At 65.3% G+C, this 15,965-nt stretch carries 16 protein-coding genes; 8 read left to right on the forward strand and 8 right to left on the reverse strand.

Annotation, left to right across the window (positions count from 1 at the left end):
* The coding region (locus AB7O82_RS14305; protein WP_428619643.1) for a Bug family tripartite tricarboxylate transporter substrate binding protein at positions 1-791 on the forward strand (791 nt) is incomplete at its 5' end.
* On the opposite strand, the gene AB7O82_RS14310 is transcribed toward AB7O82_RS14305, so the two are convergent.
* The 5 genes from AB7O82_RS14310 to AB7O82_RS14330 form a co-directional block, all read right to left on the reverse strand.
* Positions 778-2,040, reverse strand: a complete 1,263-nt coding sequence (locus AB7O82_RS14310; RefSeq protein ID WP_428540463.1) for an MFS transporter — start codon at positions 2,038-2,040, stop codon at positions 778-780. The genes AB7O82_RS14305 and AB7O82_RS14310 overlap by 14 nt on opposite strands.
* Positions 2,041-2,044: 4 nt before the next feature.
* A complete protein-coding gene (locus tag AB7O82_RS14315) occupies positions 2,045-2,719 on the reverse strand; it encodes a DUF429 domain-containing protein (protein ID WP_428540466.1) in 675 nt (224 codons plus the stop codon).
* Positions 2,713-3,930 (reverse strand): NADP-dependent isocitrate dehydrogenase, encoded by a 1,218-nt coding sequence (locus tag AB7O82_RS14320; protein WP_428540469.1) that lies wholly within the window; start codon positions 3,928-3,930, stop codon positions 2,713-2,715. Before AB7O82_RS14320 ends, AB7O82_RS14315 begins: the two co-directional genes overlap by 7 nt.
* A gap of 89 nt (positions 3,931-4,019) precedes the next feature.
* Entirely contained in the window at positions 4,020-6,242 is a 2,223-nt protein-coding gene (locus AB7O82_RS14325; RefSeq protein ID WP_428540472.1) for an NADP-dependent isocitrate dehydrogenase, read from the reverse strand.
* A 123-nt stretch (positions 6,243-6,365) separates the two neighbouring features.
* Positions 6,366-6,959: a TIGR00730 family Rossman fold protein gene (locus AB7O82_RS14330; RefSeq protein WP_428540475.1), complete on the reverse strand. Its 594-nt coding sequence runs from the start codon at positions 6,957-6,959 to the stop codon at positions 6,366-6,368.
* A 118-nt stretch (positions 6,960-7,077) separates the two neighbouring features.
* Here AB7O82_RS14330 and AB7O82_RS14335 point away from each other — a divergent pair, with 118 nt between their 5' ends.
* From AB7O82_RS14335 to AB7O82_RS14355, 5 genes are all read left to right on the forward strand, one after another.
* Positions 7,078-8,337: a LysM peptidoglycan-binding domain-containing protein gene (locus AB7O82_RS14335; RefSeq protein ID WP_428540478.1), complete on the forward strand. Its 1,260-nt coding sequence runs from the start codon at positions 7,078-7,080 to the stop codon at positions 8,335-8,337.
* Positions 8,338-8,364: 27 nt separating this feature from the next.
* The gene (locus tag AB7O82_RS14340; protein WP_428540481.1) at positions 8,365-9,057 is read left to right on the forward strand and encodes a phosphatidylserine decarboxylase; all 693 of its coding nucleotides are present in this window, start codon (positions 8,365-8,367) and stop codon (positions 9,055-9,057) included.
* Between the two features lie 11 nt (positions 9,058-9,068).
* Positions 9,069-9,899: a CDP-diacylglycerol--serine O-phosphatidyltransferase gene (gene pssA / locus AB7O82_RS14345; RefSeq protein ID WP_428540484.1), complete on the forward strand. Its 831-nt coding sequence runs from the start codon at positions 9,069-9,071 to the stop codon at positions 9,897-9,899.
* Positions 9,900-9,931: 32 nt separating this feature from the next.
* On the forward strand, positions 9,932-10,537 hold the full coding sequence (locus tag AB7O82_RS14350) for a CDP-alcohol phosphatidyltransferase family protein (RefSeq protein ID WP_428540487.1): 606 nt from the start codon (positions 9,932-9,934) through the stop codon (positions 10,535-10,537).
* A 583-nt stretch (positions 10,538-11,120) separates the two neighbouring features.
* The gene (locus tag AB7O82_RS14355; protein ID WP_428540493.1) at positions 11,121-11,696 is read left to right on the forward strand and encodes a hypothetical protein; all 576 of its coding nucleotides are present in this window, start codon (positions 11,121-11,123) and stop codon (positions 11,694-11,696) included.
* 56 nt (positions 11,697-11,752) lie between these two features.
* Here AB7O82_RS14355 and AB7O82_RS14360 read toward each other — a convergent pair whose 3' ends face one another.
* Entirely contained in the window at positions 11,753-12,517 is a 765-nt protein-coding gene (locus AB7O82_RS14360) for an SDR family NAD(P)-dependent oxidoreductase (RefSeq protein ID WP_428540496.1), read from the reverse strand.
* Between the two features lie 146 nt (positions 12,518-12,663).
* On the opposite strand from AB7O82_RS14360, the gene AB7O82_RS14365 reads away from it, so the two are divergent.
* Both AB7O82_RS14365 and AB7O82_RS14370 read left to right on the forward strand, forming a co-directional pair.
* A complete protein-coding gene (locus AB7O82_RS14365) occupies positions 12,664-14,232 on the forward strand; it encodes an ABC transporter substrate-binding protein (RefSeq protein ID WP_428540499.1) in 1,569 nt (522 codons plus the stop codon).
* A gap of 20 nt (positions 14,233-14,252) precedes the next feature.
* Positions 14,253-14,510 (forward strand): GNAT family N-acetyltransferase, encoded by a 258-nt coding sequence (locus tag AB7O82_RS14370; protein ID WP_428540502.1) that lies wholly within the window; start codon positions 14,253-14,255, stop codon positions 14,508-14,510.
* Here the strand turns inward: AB7O82_RS14370 and AB7O82_RS14375 are convergent, their stop codons facing one another.
* Positions 14,511-14,906, reverse strand: a complete 396-nt coding sequence (locus AB7O82_RS14375; RefSeq protein WP_428540505.1) for a DUF2177 family protein — start codon at positions 14,904-14,906, stop codon at positions 14,511-14,513. It abuts the gene before it with no gap.
* Between the two features lie 48 nt (positions 14,907-14,954).
* The gene (locus tag AB7O82_RS14380) at positions 14,955-15,917 is read right to left on the reverse strand and encodes a hypothetical protein (protein ID WP_428540508.1); all 963 of its coding nucleotides are present in this window, start codon (positions 15,915-15,917) and stop codon (positions 14,955-14,957) included.
* Positions 15,918-15,965: the final 48 nt, after the last annotated feature.

A 15,965-nucleotide genomic window follows, 5' to 3' on the forward strand; every position in this document is an offset into this window, starting at 1 on the left:
GCCAGCCGGTGATCATCGACAACAAGGGCGGCGCCGGCGGCAACCTCGCACACGAGTTCGCGGCCAAGCAGCCGCCCGACGGCCATACCGTGCTGTTCAGCAGCAACAACCAGATGCTCTACCCTTTTCTCGTCGCCAAGCTCGGCTACGACCCGGCCGCGTTCGTGCCGGTGGGGTTCGTCGCCAAGCAGGAATCGGTGTTCGTCGGCGCCGCCGATGCCCCCTGGCGCGACCTCGCGGCGATCACAGAAGCGGCGCGGACGGCGCCGGGCGAGGTGCAATACGGAACCGCCGGCGTCAGCACGCCGATGCACCTGTCAGCCGAGCGCTATGCGCTGCTGAACAAGATCAGGCTGACGCACGTGCCGTTTCGCGGCACCGGGCCGCTGGTCACCGACCTGCTGGGCGGTCATATCAAGCTCGGCATGTCGAGCCTGACCAGCGTGTGGCCCCACCTTCAAAGCGGCAAGCTCAGGGCCTACGGCGTGGCGTCGCCGCAGCGCGCCGCGCTGGCGCCCGACATCAAGACCTTCCAGGAGCAGGGCTTCGGTGACGTCGACGGCACCATCGTCTACACGCTGATCGCACCGCCCGGCACACCGGCCCCGATCGTGGCCAAGCTGAACGAGGCGCTGAACGCCGGTGTCGCCACGCCGGAGATGCGCGAGGAGCTGCGCAAGCGCGGCTTCGTTGCCATGGGAGGCACGCCCAAGGAGCTGGCCGAGTGGCTGGCGGTGCAGGCCGGCATTTGGGGGCCGGTGCTGCAGGCCGCCGGAATCAAGCCGGAATAGACCCGTCCGCAGGCCGATCCTCGAGACGCAGCAGGGGAACGAGGACGGCGGCAAGCGCGGTTGTCGCGGCGGACACGGTGATCAGCGGCCCGAGCTGGTTGCCGAAGACGTGCTCGTAGAGAAAGGCGCCGAAATTGCCGGAGAGCAGTTCGGCGAGGTTCATGATCGACATGAGGCCGGCGAACGCAAATCCCTCGGCGCGCTTGGGACAGTGGTCCGCCGCCAGGGTGAGCGAGGCGATGGTTGCGATCATCAGCGCAACGCCGTTCGCGAAGTTCACGATCGCCGCCGTAACCTCGTTCGTAAGCAGCAGGAACGAGGCGGCGGAAAGCGTCCCGAGAACGATGCTGAAATAGAGCAGCGTCTTCGAGGTCATGCGGCGAAGCAGCCATCGGTGCATCAGGGCGCCGGCGATCCAGCCGGCCGAGGCGATCGACCCGAGAACGCCGATGTACGACTGGGAGAAGCGAAGGTCGTCGGTCATGAAGTAGTAGAGCGGCGTGCCGAAGCCGGGGGCAAAGGAGTAGAGGAACAGGAACAGCGCGACGAGGTAGAGTTTTGGCGATTGGAGCGCTATGACGATGCTGCGGAGCGTGAGGCTCAGTTCGGCCCGACTGGCACTGCTCTTCCTCTCGCTCAGGAGGAAGAGGGACGCCAAGATTACGGCAATCGGAGCAATCGCTGCCACGGCGGCGGCAACCTGCAGGGCGGAGAGGCCGGACAGGCGCTCGACCAATTCGCCACCGGCGAACGAGCTCACCATGATGGCGATGTAGAACCATAGCCACTGCTGGCTCACGAAACTGCTGCTGAGTCGAAAGGTCTGGCCGTTCTCCGCCAGCAGGGCGCCGCACAGGGTGCTCGCGGTCGCCATCGCATAGGAAGTGAGCAGGAGCAGCGACGCGAACTCGGCCGGCTGGGCCAGTCGGGCGATCCCGGCATAACCGACAATCGCACAAAGGCTCGCGATGATCAGATAGCTCTTTCGACGATAGCCAAGCAACGGCACGAAATCGGAGACGAGCCCGAAGACCGGCTTGATGACCCAGGGAAAGTTGAGGACGGCGATATAAGCCGTGACCTGGAGCGGAGTCCAACTGAGCTCCTTCAGATAGTGAGTGAGCGGCTGGTAGATGATGCCGACCCGCGCCTGGCCGATACCTTCGACGACGTAGACGATGGCGAAGAACAGCATCAGCCGATTGACGTGCCGGGCTTCCTCTGCCGTTCGCGCGGGTGCGGAGCTCACGTTCTCAATACCAGATGTTCATCGGCAGGCCCTGGCTGTCGCGCACGCGGGAGGGCCCGAGACGGGTGGCGGCGCCCTGGGTGATGAGCAGGGCGGTGCGGCAGACGGCAATAGCGTCGAGAATGTCGTCGCGCGCCGCACCGGGCAGGCGATCGGCCGGGCAGGGAAAGCCGTGCTCGGCCAGCAGGCGGCAGCGCTCGGCATAGCCGTCAGGCTGGCGCTTCTTGCTGAGCACCGGCCGGCCGCCGTTCATGCGTGCGAAAGCGAGCTCGGGATGGGCCTCGTAGACGACTCGCTTGAGGCGCGGTCGCGTGCGCAGAAGGTCGTCGACCTCGCGCATCTTGGGGAACAGGTGAAAGGTCTGCTGGTTGATGCCGAGGCCGAGCTTGCGGCTGGTTGCATTGGCCTCCGCGTGCGTCGTGCAGGCAAGCGCCGGCCGGCATGGCGTCGGAAAGACCGAGCTTGCCTTGCCGGGCAGCAGCTTGCGCGCCTCCGCCTCGCAGGCACGCGGTGGGCGCGGCACGTCGACGAAGCCGATCGGCATGTCGACGGCCAAAACGGAAAGACCCTCGCAGGCCTCTGCGAGGGTCTTCACGACTCGAACATCGAGCGTGCCGCGATTGTCGCGCCGGCAGATGACCCAGCCGGTGCGACAGCCGTCGGCGCCGCCAATCACCACGTCGCCATCTTGGCCTTGAGATTGGCGTCGAGCGTCGCGAGGAAATCCTCGGTGTTCAGGAACGGATGCTTGGGATCGATCAGGATCGCCAGATCCTTGGTCATCTTGCCGCTCTCGACCGTCTCGACGCAGACCTTCTCGAGCGCCTCGGCGAACCTCACCACGTCGGGCGTGCCGTCGAACGTGCCGCGATAGTGCAGGCCCTGCGTCCAGGCGAAGATCGAGGCGATCGGATTGGTCGAGGTCGGCCGACCCTTCTGGTGCTCGCGGTAGTGGCGGGTCACGGTGCCGTGCGCGGCCTCCGCCTCGACGGTCTTGCCGTCCGGCGTCAGCAGCACCGAGGTCATCAGGCCGAGCGAGCCAAAGCCCTGGGCCACCGTGTCGGACTGCACGTCGCCGTCGTAGTTCTTGCACGCCCAGATGAACGCGCCTTCCCACTTCAGCGCCGAGGCGACCATATCATCGATCAGGCGGTGCTCGTAGGTGATGCCCTTGGCCTTGTACTTGTCGGCGAACTCCCTGTCGAACACCTCCTGAAAGAGATCCTTGAAGCGGCCGTCGTAGCGTTTGAGGATGGTGTTCTTGGTCGAGAGATAGACCGGCCAGCCGCGCATCAGGCCGTAGTTGAACGTGCTGCGGGCGAAGCCGATGATCGAGTCGTCGAGGTTGTACATTGCCATCGCAACGCCGCCGCCCGGAAAATCGAAGACGTTGTGCTCGATCTTCTTGCCGTCGGCGCCCTCGAAGGTGATCGTGAGCTTGCCCTTGCCCGGCACGACGAAATCGGTGGCACGATACTGGTCGCCGAAGGCATGGCGGCCGATCACGATCGGCTTGGTCCAGCCCGGCACCAGGCGCGGCACGTTCTTGCATACGATCGGCTCGCGGAAGATGGTGCCGCCGATGATGTTGCGGATGGTGCCGTTGGGCGACCGCCACATTTCCTTGAGGTTGAACTCCTTCACGCGGGCCTCGTCCGGCGTGATGGTGGCGCACTTCACGGCGACACCGTACTGTTGAGTGGCCTTGGCCGAGTCGACGGTCACCTGATCGCTGGTCTGGTCGCGATGCTCGACGCCGAGGTCGTAATACTTCAGGTCGATGTCGAGATAGGGAAGGATCAGCTTGTCCTTGATGAACTTCCAGATGATGCGGGTCATCTCGTCGCCGTCCATCTCGACGACCGGGTTCTTCACCTTGATCTTAGGCATAGTGATTTCCTTCGAGCCTCGAGTTTCTTGATGCACGCCGAGTTCCAGCAAGCCGCCCGGTTGCCTGAGCGGTTCCACCCGACGCGGCGTCAAAGAGTAGCGAGCGCCGCGTTCAGCGTCGCGCTCGGCCGCATCCCTGCCGATGTCTTGGCCTGATCGGGCAGATAATAGCCGCCAGTATCCACCGGCTTGCCCTGCGCGGCGATCAGCTCGGCATCGATCTTTGCCTCGTTGGCCGCCAGCGTCTCCGCCAGCGGTTTGAAGCGGGTCGACAGGGCCGTGCTGTTGTCCCGCCTGGCCAGCGCCTGTGCCCAATACAGTGCCAGGTAGAAATGGCTGCCACGATTGTCGATTTCGCCGACCTTGCGCGCCGGCGAACGGTTGTTCTCGAGGATCTTGCCGTTGGCCTCATCGAGCGTCTCGGCAAGGACTTTCACGTCCTCGTTCCCGGTTCTCTGCGCCAGATGTTCCAGCGAAGCGCCAAGCGCCAGGAATTCGCCCAGCGAATCCCAGCGCAGATACCCTTCGTGACGGAACTGCTCGACATGCTTGGGCGCCGAACCGCCGGCCCCAGTCTCGAACAACCCGCCGCCCGCCAGCAACGGAACGATCGACAGCATCTTGGCTGATGTACCCAGCTCCATGATCGGGAAGAGATCGGTCAGGTAGTCGCGCAGTACATTGCCTGTGACGGAGATGGTGTCGAGACCCTTGCGGATGCGCTCGAGCGAGAACTTCATGGCCTCGACCGGCGCCAGGATGCGAATGTCGAGACCCTTGGTGTCCTCGTTCTTGAGGTATTTTTCGACTTTGGCGATCAACTGCGCGTCGTGCCCGCGTTTGGCGTCGAGCCAGAACACCGCCGGCGTGTTGGTCAGGCGTGCGCGGCGCACCCCGAGCTTGACCCAGTCCTGGATCGGCTCGTCCTTGACCTGGCACATGCGGAAGACGTCGCCGGCCTCGACCGGCTGTGACAGCAGAACCGTGCCGTCGTCGGCGACCACGCGCACCGTTCCAGCGGTGGCGACCTCGAACGTCTTATCGTGCGAGCCATACTCCTCGGCCTGCTGCGCCATCAACCCGACGTTCGGCACCGATCCCATCGTCTTCGGATCGAAGGCGCCGTGCGCCTTGCAGTCCTCGATGGCGGCTTGGTACAGCGTCGCGTAGCAACGATCGGGGATCGCGGCGATCACGTCGTGCAGCTTGCCGTCGGCGCCCCACATCTTGCCCGACTCGCGGATCATCGCCGGCATCGACGCATCGATGATCACGTCGCTCGGCACGTGGAGATTGGTAATTCCCCGGTCGGAGTTGACCATGGCCAGGCCGGGCCGCTTCGCATAGGTCGCTTGGATATCGGCCTTGATCGCCGCCTTTTCAGCCTCCGGCAGCGTCTCGATGCGGGTCATCATGTCGGCCACGCCGTTGTCCGGATCGACGCCGAGCTTCTTCAGCGTGGCGCCATGCTTCTCGAACACGTCGGCGAAGAACACGGAAACGCAATGACCAAACAGGATGGGATCGGATATCTTCATCATGGTCGTCTTGACGTGCAGCGAGAACAGGACGTCGTCCTTCTTCGCGGCGTCGATCTGTGCGGCGAAGAAGGCGCGCAATGCCTTGCGGTTCATCACCGACGCGTCGATGACCTCGCCGGCCTTGAGCGGCACCTTCGCCTTCAGCACCGCGGCCGCGCCGTCGCTGCCGACCAGCTCGATACGGGCGTTGGTCGGCGCCGCAATGGTCGTTGCGACCTCCGAACCGTAGAAGTCGCTGCCCGACATGTGTGCCACGCGCGTTTTCGAGTCCTTGGTCCAGGCGCCCATCTTGTGCGGATGTTTGCGTGCGTACTGCTTGACGGCGCCGGCAGCGCGGCGGTCGGAATTGCCCTCGCGCAGCACGGGATTGACGGCACTGCCGAGCACCTTGCCGTAGCGCGCGCGAATTTCCTTGTCCGCCGGCGTCGCGTCGCTGTCCGGATAGTTCGGCACGTCGTAGCCTTTGCTCTGCAACTCCTTGATTGCGGCCTTCAGCTGCGGGATCGACGCGGAGATGTTGGGCAGCTTGATGATGTTGGCCTCGGGGCGCATCGTCAGTTTGCCGAGCTCGGCGAGCTCGTCGTTGATCCGTTGCGCGGGAGACAGTTTTTCGGGGAAGTTGGCGATGATGCGGCCGGTCAGCGAAATGTCCTTCAGCTTGATCTTCACGCCGGCCGTCCCGACGAAGGCCTCGACGATCGGTAGCAGCGAAAACGTCGCGAGCCCGGGCGCTTCATCAACCTTCGTCCAGACGATTTCGAGATCTGACATACTTGCACCTCCGTGCGCCGCTATCGTTTCGGCTGAGTTGATCTACCGCTAATCATGGCCTGGGCGGTGGTCAAGAAGATCGGTCTCTCTCACCGGCGGCCGGCCGACGCGTCCTGTCTCGCCTCAGACCCGGTCCAGAGGTTTCTGCAGGCCGACCTCCTGGGGCATGGCGGCGATGGCCGGCAGGAGCTGATCGAGGTCGCGGATGAAAGCGAGATGGTCGAGATGAGTGGCCTCTGCGAAGCCGCGCTCGACGATCGACCGCAGCAGGTCTGCCAGCGGCTCCCAGTAGCCGCCCGAATCGAGGATCACGATCGGCTTGGTGTGCAGGCCGAGGGTGCGCCAGGACAATACCTCGAACAGCTCCTCGAGGGTGCCGATGCCGCCTGGCAGCACGACAAAGGCCTCGGAGCGCTCGAACATCTGCAGCTTGCGCTCGTGCATGTTCCTGACCACGACGGTCTCGGTCAGGGCGGGGTGGCCGGCTTCCCGCTGCAACAGGAAGTCCGGAATGATGCCGACGACCTTGCCGCCACCCTTCAGGGCGGCATTGGCGACCAGACCCATCAGGCCGACACCCCCGCCGCCATAGACCAAAGCTATGCCGAGGCGGGCCAAGCGCTCGCCCAGCCGGATGGCAATATCCCGGGCGCCGGGATCCGACCCGAAGCGGGAGCCACAGAAGACACAGAGGGAGGAAGGGGGCGGAACCGACACGCGAGGCTTCTTTTTACAGTCGATCCGACGTCTTTCCGGATCGTAATGGCATGGTATCATTTCGCATGAACTGGTTGCGACGCCAAATGGGGTGCTGGGTCGCACCACTGGGAGGGAGATGTCACGCACGGTAATCACGCTGGTCGCGATCGGTGCGGTCGTCGTTGCCGCGGCGCTGGGTGTGGGCTGGCGCGCCAAGCTCGACGACAAGGCCAGGCTCGATCGCGAGGCCATGCCCGCCGTCGCCGCGGCGCCGTCGCCGTCGGCATCGACACCCACGCCATCGCCGTCGCCGGCATCGCCATCAACGGCTCCAGGGCCGTCCGTGGCCGCTCCCGCGGCGCCGCCTCGATCAGCCCCGCCGGCCCCTCCGCCGTCGGTGCCTGCGTCGCCTGCTGCGCCGAAATCGTCGGCATCGGCGTCACCAGCGGCGCCCGCCCAGGCCGCCGCGCCGGCTTCGCCATCAATACCTGCCGCCGGGCCGGCGTCGCCGACGGGCCAGACCGCCGCCGCCAGGCCGTCGCAGGCGCAGCCCCCGGCGGCGGCGCTCAGCCCGCCGACCTTCGACGTGGCACGCATTGGCGCGGACGGTCGCGCGGTCATCGCCGGCCGCGGCGCTCCGGGAGCCAAGATCGTGCTGCTGAACGGCGGCAAGGAGATCGCGCGCTCTCAAGCCGATTCGCGCGGAGAATGGGTGATCATCGCCCAGGATCCTCCGCTCAGCGTCGGCCAGCACGAGTTGCGGGTGCTGCAGCACATCGAAGGCCGAGCACCGGTGACGTCGGAGCAGGTCGTTGTCGCGGTCGTGCCGGCGCCGCCACCGCCGGCGGCGAAGCCGGCCGCCAAGGAGGATACGCTTGTCATGATCGTGCCGCCCGGCGGTGCGACCAGGCTGGTCCAGCCTCCGTCGGCTGCCGGAGTGCCGAAATCGGGCGATCTCGGAGTGTCGACCATCGACTATGATGAACGCGGCAAGGTCACGATCTCAGGCGACGCTGCGCCCGGCACGATCGTGCGGGCGTATGTCGACGACAAGCTGATGGCTGAGGGAGCGGCAGGTTCTGACGGAAGGTGGCGGCTGACGCCGTCCGATCTCGTCGAGGCGGGAAAACACCAGCTTCGGGTCGATCGCCTCGCCGGCGACGGCAAGCCCGTGGCACGTCTGGAATTGCCCTTCGATCGCGTGGCCGCGGCGACCACGTCATCTGACACGCGGCGCCTGATCGTCGTCCGTGGCGACAATCTGTGGAACATCGCGCACCGCCACTACGGTGCCGGCTATCATCACACCATCATCTTCGGGGCGAACAAGGATCAAATCCGCAATCCGCACCTGATCTACCCCGGCCAGGTATTCACCCTGCCGAAGATGAACTGATCCGCGGCGACGAAGGAAGCCGTCTGCATGCTGGCGAATTTTCTGGTGCCGATCCTCGAGGACGGCTGGCGCTTCATCGCGGTGTTCGCCGCCGCGACACTGATTGCGGCGTTGACCGGCGTCGCCTGGCTGTTCTGGCCGTTGCTTCTGCTCACCCTGTGGTCGATCTACTTCTTTCGCGATCCGTCGCGCTGCGTGCCCCAGGATGATGGCATCCTGATCGCGCCTGCCGACGGGCTGGTGCAGATGATCGTCGACGCCGTGCCGCCGGCAGAGCTGGGCCTGGGCGATCGCCCGCTGACCCGGGTCTCGATATTCCTGAGCGTGTTCGACGTCCACATCAACCGGGCGCCGTGTGGCGGGGTGGTCGACGTGGTGGCCTATCGGCCCGGCCTGTTTCTCAACGCCTCGGGCGACAAGGCGAGCGACGACAACGAGCGCATGGCAATCGCGCTTCGTCGCGCGGATGGCCGGTTGGTCGGGTGCGTTCAGATCGCCGGCTGGGTGGCGCGCCGGATCGTCTGCTACATCAAGCCCGGCCAGGCCGTGGCGGCGGGCGAGCGGTTCGGCCATATCCGCTTCGGCAGTCGCACGGACCTCTACCTGCCGAGCGGTGCGCGTCTGCTGGTTGCGACGGGCCAGCGCATGATCGGCGGCGAGACGGTCATTGCGGAACTCGACCCGGTGGCGAGCGTTCCGCGAAAGGCGATCGAATTCTAGGAGAGCCTTCCATGGACAGGGACTTTCGTTCCCGGGGACGGTTGCGAGGCTTCTCGATCAACCGCCTGATCCCCAACATGCTGACGCTGGCTGCCCTGTGCTCGGGGCTGACGGCGATCCGCTTTGCTCTGCAGGGCCAATTGCGGCTCGCCGTCATCGCCATCATCGTCGCCGCGATCTTCGATGCCCTGGACGGCCGCGTCGCGCGCCGTCTCGGGGTGACCAGCCGGTTCGGCGCCGAACTCGATTCGTTGTCGGACTTTCTCTGCTTCGGCGTCTCGCCCGCCTTGGTCCTCTATCTTGCGTCGATGCAGGGTGCGGGGTCGCTGGGCTGGGTGATCACCTTGATGTTCCCGATTTGCTCGGCGCTGCGCCTCGCGCGCTTCAACACTGCGTTACTGTCCGATACGCCACCGCCGGTCTGGACGGGCTCCTTCTTCACCGGCGTGCCGGCGCCGGCCGGCGCGCTGCTGGCGCTGATACCGCTGATGGTGAGCTTCGAGATCGAGGCCGCCTGGCCGCGCCATCCGCTGGTCGTGGGCACCGTGCTGGTCGTCGTCGGTGGCCTGATGGTGAGCCGGCTGCCGACCTTCTCGTTCAAGAAGGGCAGGGTGCCGCGCCATCTCGTGCTGCCCCTGCTGCTCGGCGCAGCGCTGGTGATGGGCGTGCTGGCCAGCTCACCCTGGATCGGTATGTCGCTGCTGGGGCTCGTCTACGCCTCGCTGATCCCCTTCAGCTGGTTCTCCTATCGCCGACAGTCGCGGCAGGATCGCCAGGCCGCGGCGCCGAACGAGGTGGTGACCCTGCGGGCCGTCGATTCCGGAGCGTCGCGGACCGACTGATCGCGCGCTCGACCGCAATGCTGGATCCATTGTTGCGGCGCCTTGTGGGGCCGTCACTCGATCGCGCCGGCGCCTGGCTGGCGGCGTGCGGCGCATCGGCCAACGTGATGACGCTCGGCGGACTGGGTATCGGGCTGCTGAGTGTGCCGCTGCTGGCCTGTGGCGCCTATGGCGCCGCCCTGCTCGTCATTGCGATCAATCGTCTGGTCGATGGTCTTGACGGCGCGGTAGCACGTCACCGCGGCACTGCCCAGCCGTTGGGGGGCTATCTCGACATCGTGTGCGACATGGCGTTTTACGCCGCTGTCCCGGTCGGATTTGCGCTTGCCGATCGGCAAAATGGCGCGTGGGCGGCCTTGTTGCTGGCGTCGTTCGTCTGCACGGCGTCGTCCTTTCTGGCGCGCGCCGTTCTGGCGCAGCAACGCGGCGAGACCGACGATGGCAAGCGGGGGCGCAAGTCCTTCTTCTTCTCCGCCGGGATCGTCGAGGGCAGCGAGACCATACTGGCCTTCGTCCTGTTCTGCCTCTTTCCCGGCGATTTTCCCTGGCTCGCCGCGGCAATGGCGGCGCTGTGCTTCTGGACGGCCGTCGCGCGCGTCCTCGACGGCTTTCGGGCCGTCGCCAATAGTCAGGTCTAGCGACATGCAGTGGGGATACGACGGCAACCACACCAGCCTTGGTTTCGACATCAAGAAATTCATTAGAATCAATGATGTATAGCTAAATCTTCAAGATTTCTCCCAAATTCAGTTGACCTGAGATTCTACCTTAAGTACCGTCGCTAACATTATTGGTGTGTGGGTCCGTGTGGGCGGAACCCGATCGACATTGGAGCGAACATGTTGTCCCTTTTTCGCCGATTGATGAGAAACCATCAGGGTGCCGCCGTCGTCGAGTTTACCCTGATCGTTTCGTTGATCGCCGTGGCAGCGATCGCCTCGATGCGTTCCGTGGGCGGCAAGCTCTCGAGTGTCATCGGCAACTGATCGTTGCGTGCGCGTAAGCAGCCAGGGCGGCCTGAAAGGGCCGCCCCTTTTTGTTGGGCGATCATGCCCGGGATAGTCGACCTCGGCGGACTCCGCAGGTGCCTGCCCTGCGATCCGGCGGTCGCAGCGGGCGGATCGTGGGTCACGGCGGTGCAGTGTTCTTCGACTGAGCTGCAGGGTCGACCCACGGGCGAGGGTGGCCGATAATGCCGCGGCGAACGAGGGGGAGAGGACCATGTCGCGTCGGCGGGGCGGAGCGGTTGCGGTGCTGGGCTGCGTGCTCGGATTGACGATGGCATCGCAGTCGATGGCGCAGGCGGCGCGCAGCAGCGTCGATGTTCCCGCGACGTCGGGCGTGCCCGAGTTCCGGGATCCCAAGACAGGGCAGATCTGGACGCCTCTCAACGTCGGCGGCAAGAGCGGCCCGGCGACGCCGGCCGATCGTGCCTTCGATCCGCTGGGCCAGGCCGCCCATGTCGGCGGCGTGGTAACCCAGCGGCCATCGATCGTGCCGTTGTCGAGCGTTCCGGTCACGGCCGGCCCCGCGATGCCGATCGTCAATCTCGGCGACGCGACGTTGCGGGCGGTGCCCGGCAAGCGCTGGCAGGTCGTTCTCTACCTCGACAACAACAGCGGCAAGCTCGTCGTGCCGGTGATCAACTGTCGCTTCACCAACGCCGGCAAGCTGGTCGAGCAGACCCACGCGCTGGTGCCGCCGGTCGGCGCCGGCCTGCGTGTCGGCATGATCATCTATGGTCCGAAGACCGATCTCTTCGTCGATCGCGCAACGTGCGCGGTGACGTCGCCCTGAGCAAAGCCAAAGGTCCTCCTCGCTGCGCGTGGGACCTTTCCTTTTCGCGATGCGCTCTAGCCCAGCACTGAGTAGCCACCGTCGACGGTGATCGCAGCGCCCGTGACGAAATCAGACGCGGCTGCCGCCAGGAAAACGGCGATGCCGGCGAAATCGTCGGGAACCCCCCAGCGGCCGGCCGGCGTGCGACGCAGCACGTTGTCGTGCAGGCCGCTGATCTGCTCGCGTGCCCGCCGGGTTAGCGCCGTGTCGATCCAGCCCGGCAGGATGGCATTGACCTGAATGTTGTCCTTCGCCCACGCCGTCGCCATGGACTTTGTCATTTGCACCATGCCGCCCTTGCTCGCTGCATAGGCGGCCGCGAACGGGGCGCCGAAGATCGACATCATCGAGCCGATATTGATGATCTTGCCGGCGCCGCCCTTCTTCATCTCGGGAAAGGCGGCATGGCTGCACACGAAGGCGCTGGTCAGATTGCTGTCCATCACCGTGTGCCATTCTGCAAGCGTGTACTGCTCGGGCTGCTTGCGGATGCTCATGCCGGCATTGTTGACCAGGATGTCGAGCCGGCCGTAGGTCTTCATCGTCTCCGCCATCAGGGCGCGACAAGACTCTTCCTTCAGGACGTCGACCGGGATGGCGGTTGCCTTGGCCCCCTTGCTCTGGATCTCGGCCACGGCCGCCTTGTTCTTTTCCGCATCGCGACCCGCGACGACGATCGTCGCACCGGCCCCGGCCATGCCCAGTGCCATGCCGAGCCCGATGCCGCCATTGCCGCCGGTGACGACCGCGACGCGGCCGGAAAGATCGAACAACTTCATGCCTTTTCCCCTCTGCGAAGCGGGTTTGTATAGCCGACGCGCGCACGTCGAAACAGAACGATCGGTCATTTCTCTTTGCCAGTGATGGCCGTTCTCTTTGATGATGATCACCGCTACGCTGCCGACAGAGCAGGAGAGGGGTGCGTATGCGTAAACTTGTGGGACGCCGGGCCACGCTGGCCGGCAGTGCGGCGCTGGCAACGGCCTCGTTGATTCGTCCGCGCGAGGCGCGCGCCGCCAAGGCGCTGACGGTGGTGCTCGAATCGGAAGTTACGATTCTCGATCCGCACGTCATCACGGCGACGATCACGCGCACGTTCGGCCTGCATGTCTTCGACATGCTGTTCGCCATGAACGAGAAGGGCGAGATCAAGCCGCAGATGGTCGAGAGCTACGACAGCAGCCCCGACAAGCTCATCTGGACTTTCGTGCTGCGCGATGGGCTCAAGTGGCACGACGGCGCGCCGGTCACGGCCGAGGATTGCGTCGCCTCGCTGAAGCGCTGGTCGGTGCGCGATCCGCTGGGCAAGATGCTGATGGCCGATACGGCGTCCCTGGCGGCCGCCGATGCCAGGACCCTCAAGCTCGTGTTGAAGCAGCCCTTCCCGCTGATTCTCGAGGTGCTGGGCAAGCCCAACGCACCTCTGCCGGTGATGATGCCGGCCAGGCTCGCCGCGACGCCGGCCGATCAGCGCATCGGCGATCCGATCGGCTCGGGCCCGTTCCGCTTCCTCAAGGACCAGTGGCGACCCGGCAACGCCATGGTGCTGGAGCGCAACCCGGCCTACGTGCCGCGCAAGGAGGCGCCCGATTTCCTGTCCGGCGGCAAGAACGTCAAGATCGACCAGCTCACGCTGAGGGTCATGCCCGACCAGTCGACCGGCGCCAACGCGCTGATGGCGGGCGAGATCGACTACATGCAGTACCTGCCGTTCGACATGCTGCCGGTGCTCGAGAAGAACAAGTCGGTCAAGCTGATGGGGCTGGGCGGCATCCATCAGTTCCAGGGCAATTTTCGGCTCAACCACGCGGCACCGCCGTTCGATAACCCCGCAGTTCGCAAAGTGTTGTGGAAGCTGGTCGATCAGGACGCGACGCTGACGGCGATCGGCGTCCCGGAGCGCTATCGCAGCAAGACGTGTCCGTCGTTCTGGATGTGCGGCACGCCGCTGTCGACCGATGCCGGCGCGAGCGCAGCCAAGGTCGACCTCGCCGCGGCCAAGGCCGAACTGAAGGCATCGGGCTACAAGGGCGAACCGGTGATCATCCTCGAGGTCGCGGGCTCGATCAGCCAGACCGCCTCACGCGTGCTGGTCCAGAACATGCGCGACGTCGGTTTCACCGTCGAGCAGCAACCGCGCGACTGGCCGACCGTTCTTGCCCGGCGCGCCAAGAAGGATGGCTGGTCGATGTTCCCGGTCTACTCCAACGGCACCGACATGTATTCGCCGCTGACCCACTTCTACGTCGCTGCAACCTGCAACGACTTTCCGGGTTGGTCCTGTGACAACCGGGTCCCTGAGCTGATGAAGGCGTTTACGCGCGCCGCCACCCTGGATGACCGTCGCAGGATCGCAGCCGACATCCAGGTTGTGGCCTACGAGATGGTGCCCTCGCTGATGTGGGGGCAGTTCACCATCCCGGCGGGCTATCGCACGGATCTCAAGGGCCTGATGCAGTCCTCCTATCCGATGTTCTGGGAGGTCGATCGTTGAGCGATGCACGAGGTGAGAGCATGGTGAGACACAACGAAGCCGCCCACCGCTACGAGCTGGAAACCGACCACGGCCTCGCCATCGCGGTTTATCGCCAGCAAGGCGACAGCGCGGTCTTTACCCACACTGAGGTGCCGCCGGAGGACGAGGGCAAGGGGATCGGCGGCCGGCTGGTACGCGCCGCGCTGGACGATACGCGCCGGCGCGGCCTTAAGATCGTTCCGGCATGCAGCTTCGTCGTCGCCTTCGTGCGCCGCCACCCGGAGTACGCAGCCTGATCAGGCCGCGAGCGCGCGGACGGTCAGGAAGGCTGTAGTCGCCGCGACCGCCGTCGCGGCCGCGCCCCAGGCGAGATCGACCAGGCTGACCGCCATCGGCCAGCCACGCAGGGTGGCGAGATTGGTGAAATCGTAGGCGGCATAGACGCAGATGCCGAACAGCGCGCCGAACAGCAGGACGCCCGGCCAAGAGCCGGCGGCCGGCAGGACGAACACGACGATGCCGAAGGCGTGGATCAGGTAGAACGCCGCAGCGGGCAGCCAGTTGGGCCGGTCGAGCAGCAGGGAGCCGAGGCGTGCGTAGTAGAAGTCGCGCGCAACGACCCCGAGCCACAGCGCGTCCAGCACGGCGATCGTGAGCAGCGCGGCGGTATAGCCGATGACGGCAGTTTTCATGGTGGCTCCTGTCGACCCGACCTCATACGGGCCGCTCGCCCACTCGGATCATGCAAAGTGAGTGCGCAGCATGTCGCGGGCGGCGGTGCCGGCAGCAAGCGTCCAGCAGTTTATGATGGCGACGCGAAAGCCGCCCGGCGGCATCGCGTGGCGACCCGGCGGCAGGTCTTCGTGGAAGGTGATCTGCAGACTGGAGACATCGGGCAGCCGGCGCACCGCCTGCTGCAGCTCGGCAGGCGGATGGCGATATTGTGCGCGATGCGGCACGAACAGCACGACGCTGTAGCCAGTGCGCCTCGCCGAATCGTCGAACTGCCACAGCTTTCGCGCATACAGGCCAACCAATGCCTCGACCCATCCGGCGCCGTAGAGATCGGGCCATTGGTCGGCGAAGCGCAAATGCGCTTCGATGATGCGACCACCAATCGTCTCTAGGTTCAGCATGCCGGTGTAGCCGCGCAGATGCTCGCGACACCAGCGTCCGCACCAGTCCTCGATGGCGGGGACCGCTTCGGCGTGGACCTCCCAGTAGTCGAACGTGCCCTCGCCACTGGCAATACCGCGAGCGTGACGCCACCACCGCGGATCGCCATCGACGACCGCGACGTCGCTGCTGACGTGATCACCTTCGAGCAGGGTCGACCACATATGGCCGGGCCGGTAGGCCTCCGTGTAGTCGGCAGGCGAGGTGAGCACGCGGCTGCCGACGCCCATGCCCTTTAGGTTGTAGATTGGCTTCGAGAATACGGGGTAGTTGGAAGGAGGAACGCCGTGCGGGGCTGCTGCCATTTTTTGGCTGGTAGCCACGGTAAGCTTGTCGTAGACCCAGCGATGTTCCGGATTCCACAGCCAACCGTCACAGTCCTCAGTCGGTATGAAGACGTCGGCCGGACAGGCAGCGCTCGCAAAATATTGCATGCGCCAGGGGTCGATCTCGCAAATAGGCACTTGAATTCCTAGATGCTGCAAGCGGACGATGGAAACAGTGAGGGCGCGGCCCGGCCATTGCAACCGGGTATTGCGCTATGCGTTGCACGCGGTGCGGAGGTGACGTGTCGG

The sequence above is a fragment of the Reyranella sp. genome, assembly GCF_050185545.1.
In the GTDB taxonomy this organism is placed as follows: domain Bacteria; phylum Pseudomonadota; class Alphaproteobacteria; order Reyranellales; family Reyranellaceae; genus Reyranella.